Here is a 22320-nt window from a genome sequence, read left to right as displayed (position 1 = left end):
AGGATAGTTCCTATCGCTAGCGACATTATCTATGGTGTGTATAGCGCCATGTCTACAACCATGGCGCTAAAACCTTACTTCCATCTGACGGTAATCCCTGGCCGCATGGCGGTGCATAAAGAGGCTTCGGATCACATCTGCTCCATTTCACCTGCTATACCTAGCTCACCAAACCGCTATCGCTGGATGAGGCGTTTATGGACGTTACCGACAGCGATTGCTGCGATGGTTCCAGCGCCTTGATAGCGCACCATCTGTCAGGAGATTGCCGATGAGTTGCGGCTAATCGGCCTCGGCTGGCGTAGCACCGGTTAGTTTTTAGCGAAGTCGCCTCCGATTCCAATAAACCCAATAGCTAACATGTCCTTACCCTCGCTGCCATACCAGCGTTCTTGCTGCGACTGCCGCTGGCGAAGAACCTGGGCGTCTGAAGGGTGACCGCCAAAAATTCAGCGAGATGGGGCTTATCACCTGCGCCGACGGCGCCAATTTAACAAATTCGGTCGGGTAGTCTGGGGACGCTCGCACTGTATTAACGCACCCTGGCGTATCACCCTCTGGGAAGCGTGAGAGGAGATTATTCTGGCCGCGGCCCAATAAACGGGATAGCCATCGCGCATCAGGCCTGGGAACAGCGCCGCGGCGATCCCGGCGTTCGGCTAATTGGATTACATGTCACGTAATGGTTCGGCAACTGGAACATCAATTGCTGCTGCATTGGGAAGAGGAGCGGAACCCCCATTTAGGCCCGTAGCGGCCACTGGCGATACACCTCAGGCATAGGCGGTGAAAACCCCACCCTCTGACCCATAATGGCAAGTTGATAGACTGCGTAAAGATAGTGTTCGGCGCCAGCTACCAGGCCAGCGGCGGGCTGGATCACGCCTTGACGGGAATCGCTTTTAGCAGCGCAGTCAGCAGCGTCCAGTATCGGTCAACGCTCCCGATATGCACTTGTTCATTCGGCGAATGCGGACTGGTAATGGTCGGCCCGATGGAAACCATATCCATATCGGGATAGAGTTTCTTGAACAGCCCGCATTCCAGACTCGCATGGATGACCTGAATATTGGGCGTTTTATTAAACAACTGTCGATAGGTATCGCGCACTACATGCATCACCGGCGAGTTAGAGTCAGGGTTCCATCCGGGATAGCTCCCCTTAGCAACCGTAGTGGCGCCAGCCAGTCGTCCCAGCGCATGCAGCATCCCTTCAACTTGCAACTTGCCGCTGTCGATAAGCGAGCGGATAAGACAGCGAATTTCGGCTTTATCGGCATCCGTCGACACTATGCCGACATTTAGCGAGGTTTCTACGACGCCTTTCGCGTCATCGCTCATCCGAACAACGCCGTTCGGCATCGCGTGGAGTAACGCGATAAGTCGGTCGCCGCAGGCTTTGGTTAGTGCCTGCCCGTCATGCTGGCTGTCGATGACGTCCAGCACCGGCTTTTTCTCGACCGCCAATTCTCTTTCAATCATCACCAGATAGGCGAGCGCCTGGGCGCGCAGGGTGTCGACATCCTCACGCGGCAGCGCCAGGATAGCAAACGCTTCGCGCGGAATGGCGTTGCGCAGCGTCCCACCGTTAATATCCAGCAGACGAATGTCCAGCATAGCGCAAAAATCCGCCAGGAAGCGGGCCAGTAGCTTATTGGCGTTGCCAAGCCCCAGATGGATATCTCCGCCGGAGTGGCCGCCTCTTAAACCCGTCAAGGTCACCCGCACCTGGTGATATCTGGCTGGCACCGTTTCGCGGCTGAGCGGTAGTTGGGTTTTGAAGTCAACACCGCCGGCGCAGCCCATATAGATTTTGCCTTCTTCTTCGGAGTCGGTATTGATGAGGATCTCGCTCTGTAGCCAACCAGGTTGTAGGCCGAAAGCACCTTCCATACCGGTTTCTTCGGTCATGGTCAGTAGCACTTCCAGCGGACCATGTTCCACGCTATTGTCGGCCAGCACCGCCAGGGCCGACGCCATGCCGATACCGTTATCTGCGCCGAGTGTCGTGCCACGCGCTTTGACCCATTCGCCGTCTATCCAAGGCTGGATGGGATCTTGGGTAAAATCATGAGCAGTATCACCGTTTTTCTGCGGCACCATGTCCAGGTGTGCTTGCATCGCCACCGGACGGCGATTTTCATAACCCGGTGTTGCCGGCTTGCGAATCAGGATATTGCCTACCTGATCGCGTTCAGCAAACAGCTTCTTTCCCTGCGCCCATTGTAGAATATGCGTGGCCAGCGCTTCCTCATGGTATGAGGGGTGTGGGATTGCACAAATGTTGGCGAAGATATCCCACAGCGGCTGGGGCGTGAGTTGAGACAATTCAGACACAATAGAACTCCTGTTATGTCGTAAAAACCGCACTGGCGGCGGTGAGCGGCCAGTGACGGAATAACCCGAGTCAACCTAGAATACTACTTTATTTTAGTAGGGTGTAAAACTACTGAGGTTAAAAGGGGTGCTGGTATTTAGACGGCCACATCTCTATAACCCCGCCAACCCCTTTGCCCAGAGACTTTTTAAGCCGACTTAATATCGTCGCCTTGTGCATGTGCAAGTCTATATGTGTACCATGGCTAAACGCCTGTTATTCGTTGAACAATGGAAAGGAAAATTATCGCGGTCAGCCGCGGCGGTTTTGTGCCGAGCGCATTGCTGGCCAGCGGGCTGGATATTTGCCATATGGATACCGCATGCATCTCCAGCTATGATCACGACAGCTAGCGCGATTTGAACGTGTCAAGCGCGCGAAGGGGCAGCGACGGATTTATCGTGATTGATGATCTGGTGGAGACCGGTGAGACTGCCAAAGCGATTCGCGAGATGTATCCTAAGGCGCATTTTGTCACTGTTTTCGACAAACCGACCGGCTGACCGCTGATGGGTGATTACATCATCGATATGCCGCAGAATAGCTGGATTTAGCAGCGTTTTGTATATGGGCGTTTTGTATCACCTCTGGCGCAAATAGTCCTTCTGCTACTAGAGAGAAGCACCCTAGTTCGGGATAGCCCTACTGCCTTCAAAGACATGTGCATGGTAGTCTTGCTGCCCACTAGGGACCGAATAGTTGCGCAAAGCGTTCGCCCGTCACCGGTGGCGGCTAATGAGTGTATAGGCCGCTTCAAGCCGTTAAGCCTGCGGCAGGCTTAGGGTGTGACAGCCGCTTAATACGTTAGCGGCAATCATTGCTTGGAACTCCGTGTTCATTTTGCCACAGTATTTCCTTGCGCAGCGACAAGCACCGCTTCTGACGCCCGCCGCGCAGCCTAGCGTTTGTTTTTACTGGCTGAATGGTTAGTCTTGCAGGTATCATTCTGGTATTCCAGGAACTCGTCTTGGAGACGATGCTCAATGGCAGCAGAAAACAACCCGAGCGAAACCTTATTCAAACCTTCGGTCAAACACTGCGAAACATTAACGCTGGTGGCCCGGGTCCATCACGGCGGGCAAAGTAATCGGCGCTGAACAGCGCTAGCCCTGGCCACTGGTACAGGTTAATCAACCACCTAATGTGAATGTGGCGCGACATCAACCTGTGGGAGTAGCGCGCTATGGAGAATAATGTCGACAGCGCTGCTGCGGCGCGCGACTGGCTACAAGTCGTCCACTTTTACAGCATCGCCGACTTCCGCATTTGAAAAGGGATATTCTGGTGAAACAGGTACAGACGTTGGCCAACCACACCTGGGAAGAAGCGTCCAAGCACTTTCCTCATAAAATCAAGCAGTTGGATTTCCCTGTCAGCGGTGGTGGCTCAGCGGTGGTGGCAATGTTACCGATTTCTTGTATCTGACAGTGTTGGTGTGCAGTGGTCTGGATATGCTGCAAACGACACCTATTGTCTGTTTCACGACTACTTCGCCCCCGGTTTCGATATGCCCTCTCGGCTTTTCCGACAAGATGAATATGAAGCTGGAGCCTGCGACGCGTTTAAAGAACAGTCATTCAGCCTAACACGCCATTACTTTTTTCTTTGTTTCGCGCTATGCTGGCCAGGCATAGTGCTTGAACCCCACGGCAGGTAACCATTCAATCAACATCCTTAACGGCAGATATCGTTACGAACAGCGGTCAGAGCCTGGTGGCAAAATTAGGCACCAGTGTCCTCAATCGGCGGTTCGCACTGGTTCACTTAATCGTGCGAACGTTGTCGAATTGGTACGCCAATGTGCTCCGCTGCACGCCACCGGACACTGCATTATCATCGTCACCTTCGGCGTCATTTCCGCTGGGCGAGAGTACCTTAATTATCCCGACATGCCCGTCACCATCGCCTCCAAGCGGCTATTGGCGGCAGTAGGACAAAGCCGCTTAGTTCATTTTGGGAGAAACTGTTTTTCCTTTTCAAATATCAATATTGGTTGAATATTGCTGACTCGCGTCGACATGGAAGTGAGAACGTTTTCTCAACGCCAGCAACACGCTGCGCGCCCTACTGGATAACGGCATTGTGCCAGTGATTAATAAATGATGCCGTTGCCACCGCTAAATCAAAGTGGGCAACAACGATAATCCTTCGGCGCTGGAGGCGGTTACTGATAGCCTGGAGGCCAGTAACCAAAATTCCTTGACGCCAACGCGAAGGATATGGTGAGGCACGCCGTGACGGCCTGAGCGACGCGCTGCTAGACCGCCTGCTTTTAAATTCGACGCGCCTTAGCGCTATTGTCATTGTCGCGGACGTGCGGCAGGTGTATCGCCTTACCGATCCGGTGGGCTGGGTTATTCAGGGGCCAGCGGTTGGGCTGCGGGCTATCGCTGTGTACCGCTCGACGTAGTGGGTGTGATTCATGAAGCTCGCCCCAATTAACCATCGATGTCACGGCGCTGCGCTTGAAACCGGCAACGCGGTGATTTGCGCGGCGGTAAGGAAACCTACCGTACTAGTGCCGCCACGATATAAAGGGCATACAGCAGGCGCTGACGGGCTCACGCGTCCCTATCTATCTGACGGTCTCGCGACTTGTGTTGCCGTGACAGAGGCCGATTACCATGACGCATGGCTGTCCCGTGATTCGGATGTCAAGTTAGTGGTGTCAAGCCAGTGGACGACCTCGACCGGGCGGTGGAACATATTCGTTATCACGGAACCCAGCATTTCCGACGCCATTCTGACCCAATCGGTTCAAACGGCGGAACACTTCGTACGCGAAGTGGGCTTCTCAGCGGTATATGTCAATGCCAGAAACTGTTTACCGACGGCAAATGGATGGGCTACGGCGACAACCTCAGCCGCCATGAGTACTGCGACGGTTTCCCGGCCAACAAAACCGCGTTTGTCGCGATCCTCACAGCTAACGCTGGAAAACACGCCTGCGATACACGCAAGCAGTCTGGCCATGCTAACCCACGCTGCCGAGCGGCACGAGGCTCTTAGGTTATGGAGGTGGCGAATCTGTTGTCGTGGTAGGGACTTACTCGAAAAGGTAAGATACTGCAATTGTTAGCACTTGCGCGCACTTATTGATTTTTTTCCCAGTTTTGCATAACATGTGTGAACTCAGATTAACGCCTATATGATGCCGATATAGCTCAGTTGGTAGAGTAGCGCATTCGTAATGCGAAGGTCATAGGTTCGACTCCTATTATCGGCGCCACTAAAATCAACAAGTGCAAAGTTGAAATTACACATACTGTAACATCTGTATAAGTTTAAGCCATAGCCCCTTTGCTTGTGGAAGCGGTCTTTTACATGATTGAGCTTGCTACGACGACAGGTAAATGGAATTTCCTGCTTTTGTAACACTCAACATGGCTCAAGCACATCATGGCAGTTTGGCTAAAAACGCGATCAGGGGTAAATAGACCGCCATGATAGCTAGGTTAGTACTACGGAATGGCCAGCACAACTCATCAGTTTAAATTATGCGATAGGCGCGGGATGATGGAAATTGGACGATCGAAAAGTCATACGGCAATTAATCACCTTCTATCACAACGGCGCGCGATTATGACCCACTTAACGAGAAAGTCAGATCTGATAGGGCTAGCTGACAGTGCATGAGATAGTTCATATTACCAGCAAACGCCTTCTCCGAGGAGTTTTTTGGGTATATAATCCGACATGATGGCAATAGTCTATGAGGCCGCTTATTGAATTGGCACTTATCTTTTCTGCCAGCATGTATTGGATGACATAAAAATTCTTTCAACATCCACGTGTGGTATTGGCGTGATGACAGAAGGTGACGTATAGACTAGTTGAAGAGCTTCACTCCTATTCAATACCCAGATGGATTACACTCTGCCTTTCTATCATGAGCGGCAAACTTATCAACCAGCACTGGTCATCGGCATAGAAATTCATCGTCTCCATTCTATTAATCCTTAGGTATATTTAAAAAATCAAGAGTGGAATTGTTGAACATACGGCTTCAGAATTCCTGTTTTTAATTCCTCAGGGTAGAAGCGAACGTTCCATCATGGCGATAACGGGTATACTATTTAAAGCTTATTGTATGGCGATTTTATCTTTTCCGTGTTGTTTCATCCAAAAATAAAAATCACACATTTATTCACTGGCGTAAAGAGTACATCCCTCAACTTGGTAGATATTGAATGTTTCTGCTTTATGTGATCAATCACATTTATATAAACAACTTTTCCAAGTCGGTGTACCACAGTTGCCGATAAACCATCACAAAACTTGATATCCGTGCGAGCAGTTTCCCTTAAGATTTTAACTAATGCATATTAGTAGTCACGCATCCCGAGCTTTTATGTCATCTGCCGTAATTGTCTATCAAATACTGTAAGCCATTAGTCGCTTCACTTTCGGCACGTCACTGCCGCAAAGAATACAGCGTAGGAGCAACCCACTCACGGCAGATCTGGTTGACTGGTGCGGGAATATCGAGCTAGGCGTCATTTGGAGAACACATAATCTGTACGCCTTTCGCGTCGCTTCTGCCTGTCTATCCTTTAACTCAGCGGCATTGTTCAGGGTGCAATTGGCTTGCCGCGGCCTGGGTGCCCAACTCGCGCAGATCATCCTCGCGGCCGAGGACAATATTGTTGCGACCGCGCGAGATAGCGAAGAAGCTGTCCGCGCTACATATAGCGCCGGCTACTACTCCAGAGCCTGGACGTCGCCGACGCCACCTGGCCAGCAACGAGTGGTTTACGCCGCCGTCGAATGCTCGGCGCCGTTGATGTGCTGGTAAATAATGCTGGATACGGTCATCTTGATCTTTTTGAAGAAGCCGCGAGGATTTACAGCATCAGTTCGAGATCAACGTCGCGGAGATGGTACGGATGATACAGGCGATACTGTCGACGCTGCGGTCTCAGCACTATGACAATATCATCAATATCGGCTCAATCGAAGGGCCGACCGATTTCGATTTTTTACCCTTCACGGCATGTCCAAGTTTGCGGTGGGGAGGGGTTCGGTGTCAATCTGGCGCGCGACTTTGTCCCGTTATGTATCTACGTCACCGTCGTCAAGCCTGGCTATTTCGCACTGACTTTCTCGATGCCAGCTCGGTCCGCTATTCCGACAATCCCATCGCGGATTACGATGACGTTACAAACGGAAGCGTTGTATCAGGGATACAACCATAAGCAGCCAAGGGAATCCGGCGAAGGTCAACTCAACACCTGGGTAGATCTTGCGCGCCGCCCAGCCGCGCGAATAAACCGATGCCCAGATGCCCATCAGCAGGACCGGCGACGCTTTTAAATGTAACCATAAACGACCTGCTTATTAGCCATCTGCGCCAACGGCCGAGGGAATGCGATATTTTCCGGAGCTGGGAGATCTTTGGTCGATTGGCAGAGATCTTCATTCATGCGCCGCCAGGCGGTAGAACCGCGATACAGACCGCCCCACCGGCCAGGCAAGCGCCTGGGCTTCTCCTGTTGGTAGCGTTTTGGCGCGACAACCGGCGCGCCAGATGGAGAAAATGCGCAAGCGGCAGAATAAAATGTGCCTTTCTGCGATGGCGGCCGGATGTGTTTAAATTTTCTCTGCTGTACTGCTCTGCTGTACTGAAAGTAATCTTATGAAAGCGATGTACGGATGACTCAATGCAAGGAAAGTGATGATGGGCATCTATATCTCCTGCATAGTGCATTTGAGGGATGAGTCATTGCACCGTGCTGCGAAGATAGTATTAATCCATATTAAGAGTAAGGAAAATGCTAAAGCGCTTACTAATAAATTATTGCTGAAGGCAGCACAACAGCGGCGCGGGCCGTCCCGCCGCGCAGAGCAACGCCGCTCGGCGGTGGATAACAATGCGTGGTTTGCGCTAGGAGGAAACCGGTTCGGGACGAGTTGCCTGCGCCGCGGGGTGAGTAGAGGCAGGGCCGGCCGGAAACACCTCCCTTGCGTACGCGACAACAACCATGCTAAACGGCAGATTCGCGCCGCATCACACCATCATTTTATCGCTTGCCAAGCCATCTCATTTAACTCGTTGGAGATACAGGGGGAATTAAAGCCGAATACCGCCGCATAGGGAATTTCATCAATGCTGAAGACGCTAATATCCTGTATCGGCCACAACCGATGGTCAATGCAGGATTTTATAATTCCCTGCGAGATCTGATTATTGCAGCTTACGCAATGAGCCCGGCCCGCTGCTCCTACAAAAGCGGCCGCCTGCAAGCCGCAATCAAGATTATCGATATAAACGCTGCCGCATGAGGCAATACCAAAGCCCGCGGTCTATCAGAATGACCAGATATTCAGCAACGCCAGTCGTTCGAAGTATGCCGGCCGATAATTCTTAACACTATCGCATCTACGCCGCAGCCAATCAGCTTATCGATGGTGCGGTTTTCCTGTTATTGGGATTCACACGAATCGAAGACCAGCGTGTCGTAGCCGGCCTGTTACGCTTCAAGCGCCGTCAGTTGCGTCATCTTGCCGAAGAAGGATTGCCAATATCGGGATTGACAAATGCCGACGGTTTCTTACTGGCTCAAGCGCGTAGATTTTCGCCATATTCACAACGTAGCCTAATTACGGTCTCCAGCACTTACCTAGCGCATCTGGTAGGAAAACACACGTGGTACGATTATTTGCTGACGCTGGACGCGCGGCTACGCTTGCAAGCGTAGCCTTGACCTTCCTACTTGGCACCAATTTACACTCCCGTGTCGTTATCGCTTTGTATCTCGCCGGAAACGAATAATCTTGCCGCTTTCACGCCACGCGCCGTACGCTCGGATCAGTAAAATATCGAGATCGTTCCGGTTTTCCGATAAGAATTTCAAAACAACCACACCCTGCCGCCAATCAATGGCGGGTATTAGCACAATAGTATATCGCGTCGCGCGCCCGCGCGCAGCACGAGATAGCGTTGACAACAGTGCTATTCTTTAGTGCTATTCTTTAATCGCCAGCCGGCGGTGCGACCTCGCCGTAGTTCAGCATCAGTGCGGGGTCGTCGGCAAATAAATACTCCTCTCCCCAGAGGCAACTCCTGTTGGGATGTCGTTGAAGGTCGGATGTAAATATTCTGGGCTTCCTGGCAGGTTTGTCCGAGAAACAGTGCAATAGCGTGGCTAATTGGAATAGGTTAACAACTGTAGGCCAGACAAGGGATAACTTGGAACATCGTGTTTTCGCGAGGAAAGGGCATCAATATCATTGAAAAACCGTTGCCGCCACTTATGCGCAGCGTGTTGTTCGGCTATTGACAGCCAAAATAATCTTGATGTTTGCAAATTTCCTCATTTTAAAACGCGCTTCACATATTTTCGGCGATAACTCATTCATCATTCATTGTACGCGAATGATATCGATATTATAGTCCATTATTACCACCATGGCCGCATCGGCCAATTCGTAGTCAAAACACCGAAGATATTGGGTCACAAAGCCACCAGCGTCGTACTGGCTGGGGGAGTGTCCGTCTCGAGCTTGTGTGGAGCCTGAGATCCTCGAATATGAAATCCGTCCAATCCCACGCCGACAAATCCCACGCCGGCATTTATAACCTGGATTCGGCGGTACGTTTTTTGGGCCACCACGCTGGCTAATGGCTGTCTACGGGAAACAGTAGTGCACCCGGCCGCGTTCACCTTCGTCAGCCTTACCGAAGGCGCATTGGTGGAAGGAGGTGGCCATTGATATGCATGCCGCTGCATAAGGCCAGCTTAAACCCGGAGATATCAATTAAAGGTCGCTGAACGTTATCCGGGCATGCACGCAGTCAATATCAAAACTGGCAATCTGGCAGAGAAAGTTGCCGCGTTGACTTCTGGCAACGACGCGGATGTGGTATTTGGTGCAGCGGAGTGAAACAGGTTATCACGAAACAGGTTATCACAAGTATCAGCAACCATGTCGCCCCGGCGGCACCGTGGGGCTGGTCTGTATTCCAAGGAAGTCACCTTCGAGACCATTTCCGCTATACCAACATGCATCCCGTACACTGCGGCTACTAATCGCTGGCAAAGCTGAAGGTGCGGCCGTTGATTTCGCAGATTTGTAAATTCAACGACGCCGTAGAGGCGTTCGACCGCGCCGCCTCAGGCAATCTGGGCGATATTGGAGTGATATATGGCGCTTTTGCCGGTATCAACTGCGGTACGCATGGGATGAAGGTGGTGATCGTCGGTGACGACGACGGAGGGATCCTCAGTGAATGACACGCATCCACTGAATAAGTGGTGTCTCCGGCCGACGTGAGCAGCAGGCGCAGTAGTAGTCGGCGCGCTGATAGCTCCTTCAAGCTGGCCGTTGATACGGCGGTGGTCAATCCAGCGGATTCCAGTGGCTGGTTGTGTCTGGCCAGCAGCACGGTTTCGTGGCCGCTGGACGATGCGGACGACGTTCTGCATACGGTCAAGTTACTGTGCCGGAGAGCGCTGGCTGCTGAAGCAGCTCGGCGGTATCAGCGGCTCGCTGGCGCGGCTTGGGGGTGATGGTGGCGACGGGCTTATACCGCGTCCAAAACGTCTGGTTCAAGCAGCATCACTTGGAACTGTGGCTACGGGGCCAGCCACAGCATTACTGCCCTGCGATTACCTCAATTTTGGTTAACAAGACAGCGTGTGGCCGAATGTGGCGATGCCTCCGGCAGAGGTTTTCGATATTCGCACGTCAACGCCTTTATCGAGCGTTTGAGCAGGCGGAACCGTGTGCAGGTGGCGTGTTGATACTGGCATTCTTTACGGAAACTGGGTACCGCAACTGCCTGCGGCCAAGGCCAGCCTGTGCCAATCTAGATGCAGATAATTTTAGCGCGGCCAATCTCTGTTTGGTGGTGGTGGAAAACACTACTTATGGACTGCGTTTCAGAATGGACTTGTTCCGCCAGCATTGGATCGCGGTCACGAAATCCGCCTAACCAGCGGCGGTGCTTGCAGCACTCGCTGGCGGCGGATTATGGTGGACGTCGTGAACGGCTCGGTGATATGTCCTATGGAGAAAGAAGCCGCCGCATTAGGCGCGGCTATCCAGACAATTTGAATACGCCGGCTGCGAAGCGGCCTATTTCAAGTTACGTGGTAAGGAAAAGCTTTGCTCCGTGGTGGCTCGTTCGTACCTTGTGCAGCAGCAACGGCGTCGGTCCATCCGCTTTTCTCAGCATGTCGGTCCATCCGCTTTTCTCAGCATTTTGATGGGTTTCATTCAACTGTGTAAAGGCCGTGAGTTCCCCCATCCGAAAGAGGCCCTGGAAGCAGGCGTCATCATCGTTCAGTAGGAGCTGAGCGCGATCCCCAGACCTGGCGGTTGCGGAAAATATCTGGTTTGGGATGAGAGCTGCGCCGGCTCGGTTTTGTTGATTTCGGCAAAGGAATCAACAGACCGCGGCGCTACCGATATTATCGTCATGGACGAACCCACCTCGGCGATAGGCGAACCTATCACTTTTTCTGCTACGTCGATAGCGAGACCAATGCCAGCGCGCTGTCAACTTTTTTGCCGCAAGGGCACAGCAGCTGGATGTCTTGATTGAGCTGGGTGTGCCCGGCGGCCGCTGCAGTTGACGTAGTAGCGAGGAGTCTGGGGTGTAGCGGAAGGGGTCACCTAGCTATCCGGCCAACGCCATTCTTTCACTGTTCTTTAGCCGTCATCAGTGGGTTGAAGGGGGAAATGATCCTGACCTGTGCTGGCTCTTCGTGATACGTGATATGACGTGGTCTGACGTAGACTATAATATCTGTGTAACTCCGCTGCCAGACAGTTGCCGGTTAGTGAACCTCCCAGCTGTGGAGCTAATAGCGATGGTGCGATCAGTTCCTGAACCGGTGGGGCAATGGTAATTTGGCAAGCACGACAGCGCGTTCGACGCCGGATTGCCGCAGCCAGTGCGCACTATCACCAATGGCAGACGCTACCCTTCACGCCGGGCGCAATGGCTTTGCCGTACGGCAGCAACCAGGAAGGAAGATGTACCATGTCATGTTTACGCTTGTGTTGACGCCAACGGCTGGCGGCGGGCGTTAGCATAACCCCAACTTGCTTAATTTGTCGTCTTTACCGTCCAGCGAGCGTCGGCGAAATTTACCTGGTGGCACAACATCAGGCTTGTAGGGCGCAGAAACGTGATCCGCCATAGTGTCGGAAGGTGTATCGCGGGTCCAGTTGCCGTGTGTCGATGACACTGACCGTATCAAAGCCGGCGGTGTTGCGGGTATCGTCGGCATGCAGGGCATAAACCGGCGTCGCCATCGGTAGGACTAGCAAAACAAAATTCCCGTTTTCATTGCCAATGACTTCATTGGAGGAACAGAGAGACCACTGAGATTGGTTATTAACTTTCTTAAGGTTAAATCTATGTAAAAGCTCACTGCAGGAAACGCTTCATGCTTTCGCATCGCTTGACGAGAGCTAAGCCTCGTCATTTCTAATGATAGTGACATTTGCCACCGTTGTCAGTTAATAACCAATTCACCGCAGTTGACCGACGGCTTTGGCTTATCAAAAACACAGAGTTAGAATGTGGCCACGAAGTTCTGACATACCCTGGCCATGGGTAGGCACACGCAGGGGTAACATGCAGTCTGGCTTAGGCGCTCACTATTATTATTACATCAACCGGAGCTGAGTTACACTTTATTTATGAAAGAATATAATGCTACCCTGTGACTTCTGTTTCTGCGCTTGCCTATCCCGCTAAGGCGGAAATGCCCTACGCGTATAAAGGTTTATGAGAAATTGTTACCAGTTTCCATTTATGGCGAACGCTAACCCTCAGGCTGAGGTGCGTGGGAAAACTGTAGTCTTTATTGTGTTACCCTTGCCGCCAATGACCGCTTATTTTACCACCGGAAGAGTGTTTTTATGGCCGAATTCAACCGTCCCGTCTTAATGTTACCCAATGGCGCCGATAAACTGTTGCTTCATTCATGCTGCGCCCCGTGTTCTGGAGAGGTCATGGAAGCGATCACCGCTTCAGGCATTGATTACACGATTTTCTTCTACAACCCAAATATTCACCCGCAGCGGGAATATCTGATCCGCAAGGAAGAGAATATTCGTTTTGCGCAGCAGTATAAGGTGCCATTTGTTGATGCTGATTACGACAGCGACAATTGGTTTGCCCGCGCCAAAGGCATGGAACAAGAACCTGAGCGGGGTATCCGTTGCACCATGTGTTTCAATATGCGTTTTGAACGTACCGCTCTCTTCGCCGCTGAAAACGGTTTCAGTGTAATTTCCAGCTCGCTCGGTATTTCTCGTTGGAAAAATATGCAGCAGATTAACGAATGCGGCAGGCGTGCCGCGAGCCATTATAACGGTATTACTTATTGGGAATATAATTGGCGCAAACAGGGTGGCTCCGCACGAATGATTGATATCAGTAAGCGTGAGCGTTTCTATCAACAGGAATATTGCGGTTGCATTTATTCTTTGCGCGATACCAATAAACACCGTCGCTCTCAAGGCAGGGATATTGTCCGTATCGGCACTAAATATTACGAAGAATAATATTGGTTGATGTACTACATTAGTGAAGCGGCCAAATGTATTACATTACTTGCCGATGATCCGGCGTTCATGTCAGACTTGCAGCACATTGTCCGCGTTACTTCAGCAGTGGGTCGTCGAGGAATTGCGCATTGCGCCGATGTGCCCATTTTTTTCTGGCAGCGTGCCACGCATTCAGGTGTGTTGGCGTCGGGTCACTAAAGGCAGGCCGGCGGACGATAAATATCACCGATAAAAGCGTAGCCACAATAGCCAGTGTGAACGTCCGTCGTGCCGAGAATTGCACCGACTCTATTAGGGGCGTACATCGGTAACGCGCAGCGCACTTATAGACAAGATGTTAAAAATGTTATTTGTTGAGTGATATTGACAGAGGATGATAATAACTGTTTCATTTTTCGTCTTAATGAAGACACCCGCTCGCTACTGCCGGTAAATGTCATTCATACTCTATTTAGCAATAACCATTATGGGGATAAATTCATTTTGAATTGTTTATGCGAGGCAAAGCATGGTAGCGCAATCATCTAGATTCATTCGTTGGTTTACCTTGGCTGGCGCCATTATTACCCAGTTTGTTCTGAGGTCGGTGTATACCTGTAATTTGCTTAATGGTCCACTGCTGCATCGGGTTAGTCTATTAGCCAGCGGCTTTCTCTTTTGACTTGCTGAGCATGACGGTGGCGTCGACCTTAGCATGCGCAACGCCGGCGTATTGTCGGGCATCGAACTTTACCTGATCAGGTGATCTAATTTCATTATCATACTTTAGTTGTATGCAGGAATTTTGGTCGGGCTGACGGACGGGCCGTGTTAAATGGTTTCCAGAACGCAAAGACCTGATTTCTGTCTATGCCATTGGCGCACATGGGCGAGGAGCCTGGGCTTCAAATACATCAATAGCCCAGCGCTGGCCAGTAAAGCTGGAGGATTTTGTGCTGAGCCTGTACGTGTACAGCAGGAACTTCCGCTCCACATGGATTTCCGAAGGAGTTATGAGTCGGTCGTGCCCATCCTGTTTGACCAGGTGAGGGTGGATGCCTTTTCCTGGAGTACGATACCGAACGCGCTGGCAGCTTTAAACCGTTGCGCTTTATCAAAGCCGGACATCATCAGGCGGTGCTGGAACGCATCCGTGAAGCCAGCCAGTATGTCAGTCTGGATCAGCTGTGCCGGAGCCCGCAATGCGGTTTCGCCTTTACCGAAGAGGGTAATAAGCTGAGCGCCCACGCTCAAATCATTTCCTTCGCCTTACGTCAAAGGCATACCGAGAGCCCACGCTAGATTTTGAACTGCGCAGCGGTCGCGCGCTACCTTAAGGATCTGTTCATCGGCTGAAACGACCGTCTACGCAGGCGTTACCCGACGGAACCGCCGCGTGTCCATGTCATCCATCGTATTTTCTTATGTTGCGCTGGCGATTTTCTGCGTCAGACTGGTTATCATGTAGCACAGAAAAGGGAACATTTGAATATCTAACCTAAATATTATTCAAAAGCGGATTTTGTACCTGCTTGCTCGCGCGATGCCAATCGTTTCGATCAAAGGTGTGTCAATCACTGCGCAGTCATAATAATTTTTTTATTAGGATTTACTGCAGACTTTAATACAAACCCATGACTAAACGTTTAACCTCAAAAGACATACTCGCGCTGGGTTTTATGATCTTTGCTCTGTTTGTCGGTGCCGGAAATATCATTTTTCCGCCCATGGTGGGCCGCCTACAATCCGGTCAGCACGTTTGGCTGGCGGCGGCGGGCTTTTTGATTACTGCGGTCGGTCTACCGGTCATGGCCGTTATCGCGTTGGCGCGGGTCGGGGGCGGCATTGATGCGCTCAGCTCCCCTATTGGTCGGAAAGCCGGTCTGTTTCTGGCTGTCGTGTGTTATTTGGCGGTGGGCCCGCTGTTTGCTACACCGCGCACCGCGACCGTCTCATTTGCGGTCGGTGTGGCCCCTTTCGCCGGAAACGGCGAACTGCCTTTGCTGATTTATAGCCTGATCTATTTTCAGTGGTCATCGGTATTTCCATGTACCCAGGCCGCTTTCTGGATACAGTGGGCTATGTTCTGGCGCCGATTAGGATCATCGCGCTCGCGGTATTGGGCATTACGGCGGTGCTGTGTCCAGCGGGTCAGCCGTTGCTAGTATCCGCGGGCTACAGTCACCTGCCGTTTCCAGCGGATTCGTGAACGGCTATCTTACCACGGATAGCCTGGGCGCGATGGTATTCGGCATCGTTATCGTCAACGCCGCACGTTCGCGCGGCGTGACAAGCGCTCACTTGCTGACTCGTTAACCATTCTGGCCGGACTGATTGCTGGTATCGGTTTGACGGCGGCCTATTCTGACGCTGTTCAAGTTAGGTTCAGGCAGCGGCGTTTTGGTGCCGGAGACGCAAAACGGCGTCGAAATTCTGCATGCCTATGTGCAGTACATCTTTGGCGCCGCCGGTAGCGGTTTTTAACGGTGCTAATAACGATAGCCTGTTTGGTGACTGCGGTGGGTCTGAGCTGCGCCTGCGCTGAATTTTTCAGCGAACATACCGGTATCAGCTATAGCAAGTGGGTGTTCCTGCTGGGACTGTTTTCCATGGTTGTATCCAACCTGGGCCTTAGCCATTTAATCAGCATTTCTGTTCCGGTGCTTACCGCTATCTATCCACCGTGCATTGTCATGATCCTAATGAGTTTTACGCTGCGCTGGTGGCGCTCGAGCGCTCGCCTTATTGCCCCGGCATGCTGGTCAGTCTGGCGTTGGTTGCCTGGATGGCGTCAAGGTATCGACCTATCCCAACATTCTCCCTACCTGAGTAGATCGCTTACCGCTAAGTGCGCAGGGACTGGCCTGGCTACCGCCGACGCTGGTCATGCTTGTCGTCGCGGCTGCTTACAATCAATCCCGTGGACGGCAGCAACGCTCTGTTCTTTGAACGTTGGCGAGGCAATCAACTAACCATGGACACCATTCCGTGGTTTCCTTGTACAATAAAAGGTAATTGGTCATACAATCTTCCACCCCTTCGCTGAAGCGGGGCTTTCCACTCGGCACATGGCTCTACCATCGGTATCGGGTTGTTCTATGGTTTCGCTGATGCGATAGTTCTATCGTGTTGCTGACTTATTTTATAGGCGGCCTGGCGGCCTGCGTTTCCGCCCTGGGAGAAATACCCCTGAAAACCTCAATGCTGGTTCGTTCTCCCGCTATGCGCAAGATAATTTTGACCCCATGGTGAGCCATATTACCGACTGGAGCTACTATTTTGAAATCCTAATTGTTGCCATTGCTGATGTGACCTCTTTATGGGCGTGTGGTTCCTGCTGGTACCCCACTGGGTCTAGGTGTTGAACGTGGTGTATTCATCAACGCGATCAATTGACTGAGCGTAAAAACGCTTGGCGAGCTGGAGTTCTGGTTCTTAATTTTAGTGTGGCGAATTTATAGCGCCATGGCGGCTTCTTCAGTTATGGCGTCATGGGATGATCTTTCGCTACAAATGGTGATGTTCGCTTACGGCGGTATTGAAATCATCGGCATCACTGTGCTAGCGAAGCGCGGAATCCTGAGCGCTCTTAGGAGCCATCAGCTCCGCTCCCTGGTGTATTTTAGTCAGCATCCTGGCAGTTATTATATCCATCTATCCCGTGAAATCAGGTGGGTACGGGCGGTAGCCCGTTTGTATTGACGTTCCGGAATTTTGGCATGCTTGTCTTCGCCGACCTGTTGAATTTCGTCATGCTGACGGCGTCCATCAACAGCGATGTGTTTGGAGTCGGGTGCATATTGTGCGACATAGCGGGTATGGGCATACGCCGCACATCTTTCGGCGCGTATCGCGTAACGGCATTCCCTGGATACGATGCTGGTGATGATAATGGCGATGCTGGTGGCGGTCTATTTGAAGACCTCATGCCGGAAAATGTTTTCCTGATGATCGCCGCGCTGGCTACGTTTGTCAGCATATGGGTGTGGATCATGCCCGGCGACACTATCACCGCTGGCTTCAGCATCGTCTTTTGGTTTGATTGGTACTTCCTTCACTACCCAGGTGTCGTTATGCGTTGGAGTGGTATGGATTTTGCTGCTCTTGCTGCGATACCGCTGGGTAAAAACGAAGCACGTGACCGCTTGCTGAGTGCAAAACCCTGGCAGGAGATGTGAAGGTGGGTCTGTCGGGTTAGCTGCTCGGGTTAGCTACCGGCATGTTGTAGGCGAAGAGTTAAAAGCCGGTCAGCTAGGCTGACCGGCGCTAGACGGACAAGGCGCGCGCCCCCTCTACTCTGACGGAAAACTGATTACAGTTTGGTCAAGTTCTCAGACAGATATTTGGCGACATCTTCCGGTGAAGCCCCATCCCTTCCTGCCCTTTCCCGTTGTGCCGGGCAAACCTTCGCCGTGTTCTTCATGGAATTGCGGGACATCGACCATGCGCATTATTTCATCGATATTGCGACCCATCATCAGATCGTTAACGATCTGATGATGAACAATCCCGTCTTGGTCGATAAAGAGCGAACCGCGCAGCGCGACGCCGGCTTCCAGATGCTCAATGCTATAGGCTTTGATGATCTCGCGTTTGATGTCCGCTACCATCGGATAGGCCTAATAGTGCCTTTGCGGTGGTAACCCTGTGCCAGGCGTTGTGTACAAACTCTGAGTCAAAAGAGACACCGATGGATTTCCACGCCGCGCTTCTAGAATGCTGCGTAACGTTTGTCAAAAGCAATAGACTAAGGCGAGGTCCATTGGCCAGAAGAAAACGACCGCCGGTTTACCCTGTGTGATAGGATTTGAGCCGATGTAGGATGATTGCCTAGCGTTATTCGTTGACAGCGACGGGATGGTGGATCATCTCTAGGACATTGCGTACGGGGCGGCAAAAGATTGTGCCGCGCACAGTCCCTTGTCTGCCGAAAAGGCAATTCTCGATGGGGGAACCGGCCATGTAGCGAATAGTTTGGATATATACGGACGGACAGACCACATAGCCCTGCCACGAAGCGCGGGACTCGCCAACAAAGTGGGTGGGCCACGTGACAGATAGACACGTTGTTAATAGACAGAGACAGAGCGGACCTCGTTGCCGATAGGTGGACGCGCTATTGGACGACCGAGCGATCGGCGACTGGTCGGCACGTAAGCGGGCGCGTTGCATGCATCATCGCCAGATAAAGTTGCCACAACGCCTTCTGGGCGGCACTGGGCCATACCGTTTGTCATGAGCCAAAAGGCCCATCGGCATAGCGCAGCAGCCAGTTTTCCATCCACAGATAGCAGTTAAGGGATTGCGTGCGCGATTTCTGCAGCCAGTGGCGCGACAGAAAATGATCCCAGACTACATCCAGTGCGATAGGCGCCACCCGCCGTGTCGCGGGCACACAGTGTGCGCATCTGCCTTATGCCTTACCGCTTCGTGACTATCGGTAAGGCTATCAATTCGACGAAATCCTCGCCACAATCGCGGGTGAATGGAGACTTTCGGGATCGCCGCGGATAAAATCCGCCATCAGATTTTCGAGCAGGGAGCTACAGGGTGACGAGATGCTGATGAGAAAGAAAATTCATTTCATTAGTAAACAGCAAAAGCGGCACGACATAGCTTAATTCTTGCAGAGCGGAACGTATAGTCCTAGACTAAGCCGCCTGTTTTTATGCTGAAGTGATTTACCATGCGCGTTGCCGACTTTTTTTTTGAATTACCCAATAATCTCATTGCCCGCTATCCTCAGGCGGAACGCAGCGCCTGCCGTTTGCTGTCATTGGACGGCCAGACGGGCGCGCTGGCGCATCAGGTTTTTACCGATTTGCTGGATAAACTGGTACCTGGTGATTTACTGGTGTTCAATAATACCCGGGTGATCCCCGCCAGATTGTTCGGTCACAAAGTCAGCGGCGGCAAAATCGAAGTCCTGGTGGAAAGAGTTCTAGATGATAAGCGGGTACTTGCCCAGGTGCGCGCGTCCAAAGCACCGAAAGGCGGCGTCGCATTACTATTGGGAGATGATGACAGCATCGCCGCCACCATGGTGGCACGCCACGATTCAGTTTTTGAGCTGCGTTTCGACGATCCACGCGATGTGCTGACACTACTCAATGATGCCGGCCATATGCCTCTACCGCCCTATATCGATAGGACCGACGCAGTCGCGGATCGTGAGCTCTATCAAACGGTTTACAGTGAACGGCCAGGCGCGGTGGCGGCGCCCACCGCCGGCCTGCATTTCGATGAGCCACTGCTGGCGGCGCTTCGCGCTAAAGGGGTTGCAATGGCCTTTGTCACCCTGCATGTAGGCGCTGGAACCTTCCAGCCGGTGCGGGTGGATCGGATCGAACAGCATCAGATGCACTCGGAGTATGCCGAAGTGCCGCAAGAGGTGGTTGATGCGGTTCTGGCGTGCAAGGTGCGCGGCAACCGGGTTGTGGCCGTCGGTACCACCGCCGCGCGCTCCCTTGAGAGCGCGGCGGTGGCGGCGGGAGAGAATACCCTGGCGCCGTTTTTTGGTGACACGCGCATTTTTATTTATCCCGGTTATCATTTTCGCGTGATAGATGCGCTTATCACTAATTTTCATCTGCCCGAGTCTACCTTGATAATGCTGGTATCGGCGTTCGCCGGTTATCGCCATACGCTGGCGGCCTACCAGGCAGCGGTTGTGCAGGTGTACCGTTTTTTCAGCTATGGAGATGCCATGTTTATCACCCGAAACCCTGCCGCTGACAAAGAGTGCGTGGGTGAGTCGTAAGCGGGTGGCTTGATCGGCAGTGGTGGGTCTGGATCCGTGCTTTGCGCGAACCGTCAACACCAAAGCATGGATTAACCACGCCGGCGGCAACACATTCCGCGGATCGGCTTGTACAGCGGCTTAGAATGCTCTTTTTTTTCATCAAACATCGGACTGTTTATCTGGTGTTGGAGGATGTGTGGAATACCAATTGTTGAAAACCGATGGCCAGGCTCGTCGCGGGCGGTTGGTATTTGATCGGGGCGTTGTGGAAACGCCGGCGTTTATGCCGGTTGGGACGTATGGCGCCGTAAAGGGCATGACGCCAGAAGAAGTAAAAGAAACTGGTGCACAAATTCTGCTGGGCAATACCTTTCATCTTTGGCTGCGCCCGGGTCAGGCGGTCATGAAGCTGAGCGGCGATTTGCACGATTTTATGCAGTGGCACGGTCCAATACTGACCGATTCCGGCGGGTTTCAGGTCTTCAGCCTGGGCGACATTCGCAAAATTACCGAAGAAGGTGTTCATTTTCGCAGTCCCATCAACGGCGACGCGATTTTCCTAAGCCCTGAAAAATCGATGGAAATTCAGTGCACTCTGGGTTCTGATATTGTCATGATTTTTGACGAATGCACGCCTTATCCTTCCGCTTGGGATTACGCCAAGCGCTCGATGGAAATGTCATTACGCTGGGCGGCCCGCAGTCGCCAGCGTTTTGATGAGCTTGAAAATCCCAGCGCGCTTTTCGGTATTATTCAGGGAGGTGTTTACGAAGATTTACGAGATGTATCGGTAAAAAGACTGGTGGAGATCGGTTTTGATGGTTACGCTGTGGGCGGCCTGGCGGTGGGGGAACCAAAAGCCGACATGCACCGTATTTTGGCGCACCTGTGCCCGCAGATTCCCGTGGATAAACCGCGCTATTTGATGGGCGTCGGTAAACCTGAAGATTTGGTGGAGGGTGTTCGCCGCGGTATCGATATGTTCGATTGCGTCATACCGACCCGCAATGCCCGCAATGGTCATCTGTTTGTGATCGATGGCGTAGTGAAAATACGCAATGCCCGGTATAAAGATGATGTCGCGCCGCTGGATGCGGAATGTGATTGTTACACCTGTCGCAATTATAGTCGCGCGTACTTGCATCATCTTGACCGTTGCAACGAAATATTGGGTGCCCGTCTAAATATTATCCATAACCTACGTCATTACCAGCGTTTGATGGAGGATTTACGCCAAGCTATTGATGAGGGTAAGTTAGAACACTTTGTAGGTGAGTTCTATCGCCGGACAGGTAAGCCGGTGCCGCCTTTAGTCGTCGAGTTAAATAACAATGAGGGAATTTAAATGGGCTTTTTCGTTTCTGACGCCGTTGCTGCCACCGATAATCCATCCCGGTCAAGCTCTTACTCTCTGCTGGTAATGCTGGTTGTTTTCGGTTTGATCTTTTATTTCATGATCCTGCGACCACAGCAAAAGCGCGCCAAGACGCATAAAGAGTTGATGAATTCCATTTCCAAAGGAGATGAAGTTCTGACGACTGGTGGTCTGGTAGGGCGAGTAGTGAAAGTTGCTGACACGGGCTATATTTCCATTGCGCTCAACGATACCAATGAAGTGGTCATCAAGCGTGATTTTGTGGCCGCTGTTTTGCCGAAAGGTACGATGAAAGCGCTGTAATAAATGATTTTCAAGGGA

12 protein-coding genes, 1 tRNA gene and 6 pseudogenes are annotated in these 22320 nt (G+C 52.0%); 14 read left to right on the top strand and 5 right to left on the bottom strand.

Annotation, left to right across the window (positions count from 1 at the left end):
• Positions 1-879: 879 nt before the first annotated feature.
• On the bottom strand, positions 880-2337 hold the full coding sequence (gene pepD, locus GPOALKHO_RS04950) for a beta-Ala-His dipeptidase (protein WP_406703269.1): 1458 nt from the start codon (positions 2335-2337) through the stop codon (positions 880-882).
• Positions 2338-2569: 232 nt separating this feature from the next.
• Here pepD and GPOALKHO_RS04945 point away from each other — a divergent pair.
• The 7 genes and pseudogenes from GPOALKHO_RS04945 to GPOALKHO_RS04915 form a co-directional block, all read left to right on the top strand.
• Positions 2570-2877: pseudogene (locus GPOALKHO_RS04945) on the top strand (xanthine phosphoribosyltransferase); the annotation flags it as partial.
• Between the two features lie 784 nt (positions 2878-3661).
• Positions 3662-3802 (top strand): alpha/beta hydrolase, encoded by a 141-nt coding sequence (locus GPOALKHO_RS04940; protein WP_406703268.1) that lies wholly within the window; start codon positions 3662-3664, stop codon positions 3800-3802.
• 261 nt (positions 3803-4063) lie between these two features.
• Positions 4064-4543: pseudogene (locus GPOALKHO_RS04935) on the top strand (glutamate 5-kinase); the annotation flags it as partial.
• A gap of 58 nt (positions 4544-4601) precedes the next feature.
• Positions 4602-5183 (top strand): annotated as a pseudogene (locus tag GPOALKHO_RS04930) (hypothetical protein); the annotation flags it as partial.
• 347 nt (positions 5184-5530) lie between these two features.
• Positions 5531-5606: transfer RNA gene (locus GPOALKHO_RS04925), tRNA-Thr, on the top strand.
• 4828 nt (positions 5607-10434) lie between these two features.
• Positions 10435-10611, top strand: coding sequence for a hypothetical protein (locus tag GPOALKHO_RS04920; protein WP_406703266.1), 177 nt, complete (start codon positions 10435-10437; stop codon positions 10609-10611).
• 881 nt (positions 10612-11492) lie between these two features.
• Positions 11493-11669, top strand: coding sequence for a hypothetical protein (locus tag GPOALKHO_RS04915; RefSeq protein ID WP_406703265.1), 177 nt, complete (start codon positions 11493-11495; stop codon positions 11667-11669).
• 617 nt (positions 11670-12286) lie between these two features.
• Here GPOALKHO_RS04915 and GPOALKHO_RS04910 read toward each other — a convergent pair.
• Entirely contained in the window at positions 12287-12418 is a 132-nt protein-coding gene (locus GPOALKHO_RS04910; RefSeq protein ID WP_406703264.1) for a hypothetical protein, read from the bottom strand.
• Positions 12419-13252: 834 nt separating this feature from the next.
• Here GPOALKHO_RS04910 and GPOALKHO_RS04905 point away from each other — a divergent pair.
• Positions 13253-13900: an epoxyqueuosine reductase QueH gene (locus GPOALKHO_RS04905; protein WP_406703262.1), complete on the top strand. Its 648-nt coding sequence runs from the start codon at positions 13253-13255 to the stop codon at positions 13898-13900.
• Between the two features lie 993 nt (positions 13901-14893).
• On the opposite strand, the gene GPOALKHO_RS04900 is transcribed toward GPOALKHO_RS04905, so the two are convergent.
• Complete coding sequence (locus GPOALKHO_RS04900) at positions 14894-15136, bottom strand: hypothetical protein (RefSeq protein WP_406703260.1); 243 nt, start codon at positions 15134-15136, stop codon at positions 14894-14896.
• A 380-nt stretch (positions 15137-15516) separates the two neighbouring features.
• On the opposite strand from GPOALKHO_RS04900, the pseudogene brnQ reads away from it, so the two are divergent.
• The 3 genes and pseudogenes from brnQ to proY all read left to right on the top strand — a co-directional run.
• Positions 15517-16198 (top strand): annotated as a pseudogene (gene brnQ, locus GPOALKHO_RS04895) (branched-chain amino acid transport system II carrier protein).
• 170 nt (positions 16199-16368) lie between these two features.
• Positions 16369-16854 (top strand): branched-chain amino acid transport system II carrier protein, encoded by a 486-nt coding sequence (locus tag GPOALKHO_RS04890; RefSeq protein ID WP_406703258.1) that lies wholly within the window; start codon positions 16369-16371, stop codon positions 16852-16854.
• Positions 16855-16946: 92 nt separating this feature from the next.
• Positions 16947-18034 (top strand): annotated as a pseudogene (proY, locus tag GPOALKHO_RS04885) (proline-specific permease ProY); the annotation flags it as partial.
• A 160-nt stretch (positions 18035-18194) separates the two neighbouring features.
• Here the strand turns inward: proY and GPOALKHO_RS04880 are convergent.
• Both GPOALKHO_RS04880 and GPOALKHO_RS04875 read right to left on the bottom strand, forming a co-directional pair.
• Positions 18195-18732 (bottom strand): annotated as a pseudogene (locus tag GPOALKHO_RS04880) (redoxin domain-containing protein).
• Between the two features lie 383 nt (positions 18733-19115).
• Positions 19116-19259, bottom strand: a complete 144-nt coding sequence (locus tag GPOALKHO_RS04875) for a hypothetical protein (protein ID WP_406703256.1) — start codon at positions 19257-19259, stop codon at positions 19116-19118.
• A 309-nt stretch (positions 19260-19568) separates the two neighbouring features.
• Between GPOALKHO_RS04875 and queA the strand changes: the two genes are divergently transcribed.
• From queA to yajC, 3 genes are all read left to right on the top strand, one after another.
• A complete protein-coding gene (gene queA, locus GPOALKHO_RS04870) occupies positions 19569-20642 on the top strand; it encodes a tRNA preQ1(34) S-adenosylmethionine ribosyltransferase-isomerase QueA (RefSeq protein WP_406703254.1) in 1074 nt (357 codons plus the stop codon).
• A 178-nt stretch (positions 20643-20820) separates the two neighbouring features.
• Positions 20821-21969 carry a tRNA guanosine(34) transglycosylase Tgt gene (gene tgt, locus GPOALKHO_RS04865; protein WP_406703252.1) on the top strand — a complete coding sequence of 383 codons (1149 nt, stop codon included), beginning with the start codon at positions 20821-20823 and terminating at the stop codon, positions 21967-21969.
• Positions 21970-22302, top strand: a complete 333-nt coding sequence (gene yajC, locus GPOALKHO_RS04860; RefSeq protein ID WP_406703251.1) for a preprotein translocase subunit YajC — start codon at positions 21970-21972, stop codon at positions 22300-22302.
• The last annotated feature ends 18 nt before the right edge of the window (positions 22303-22320 follow it).

This window comes from Sodalis sp. (in: enterobacteria) (assembly GCF_036327475.1).
Lineage (GTDB): Bacteria > Pseudomonadota > Gammaproteobacteria > Enterobacterales > Enterobacteriaceae.
This window is presented reverse-complemented; position numbering and strand designations above follow the sequence as displayed.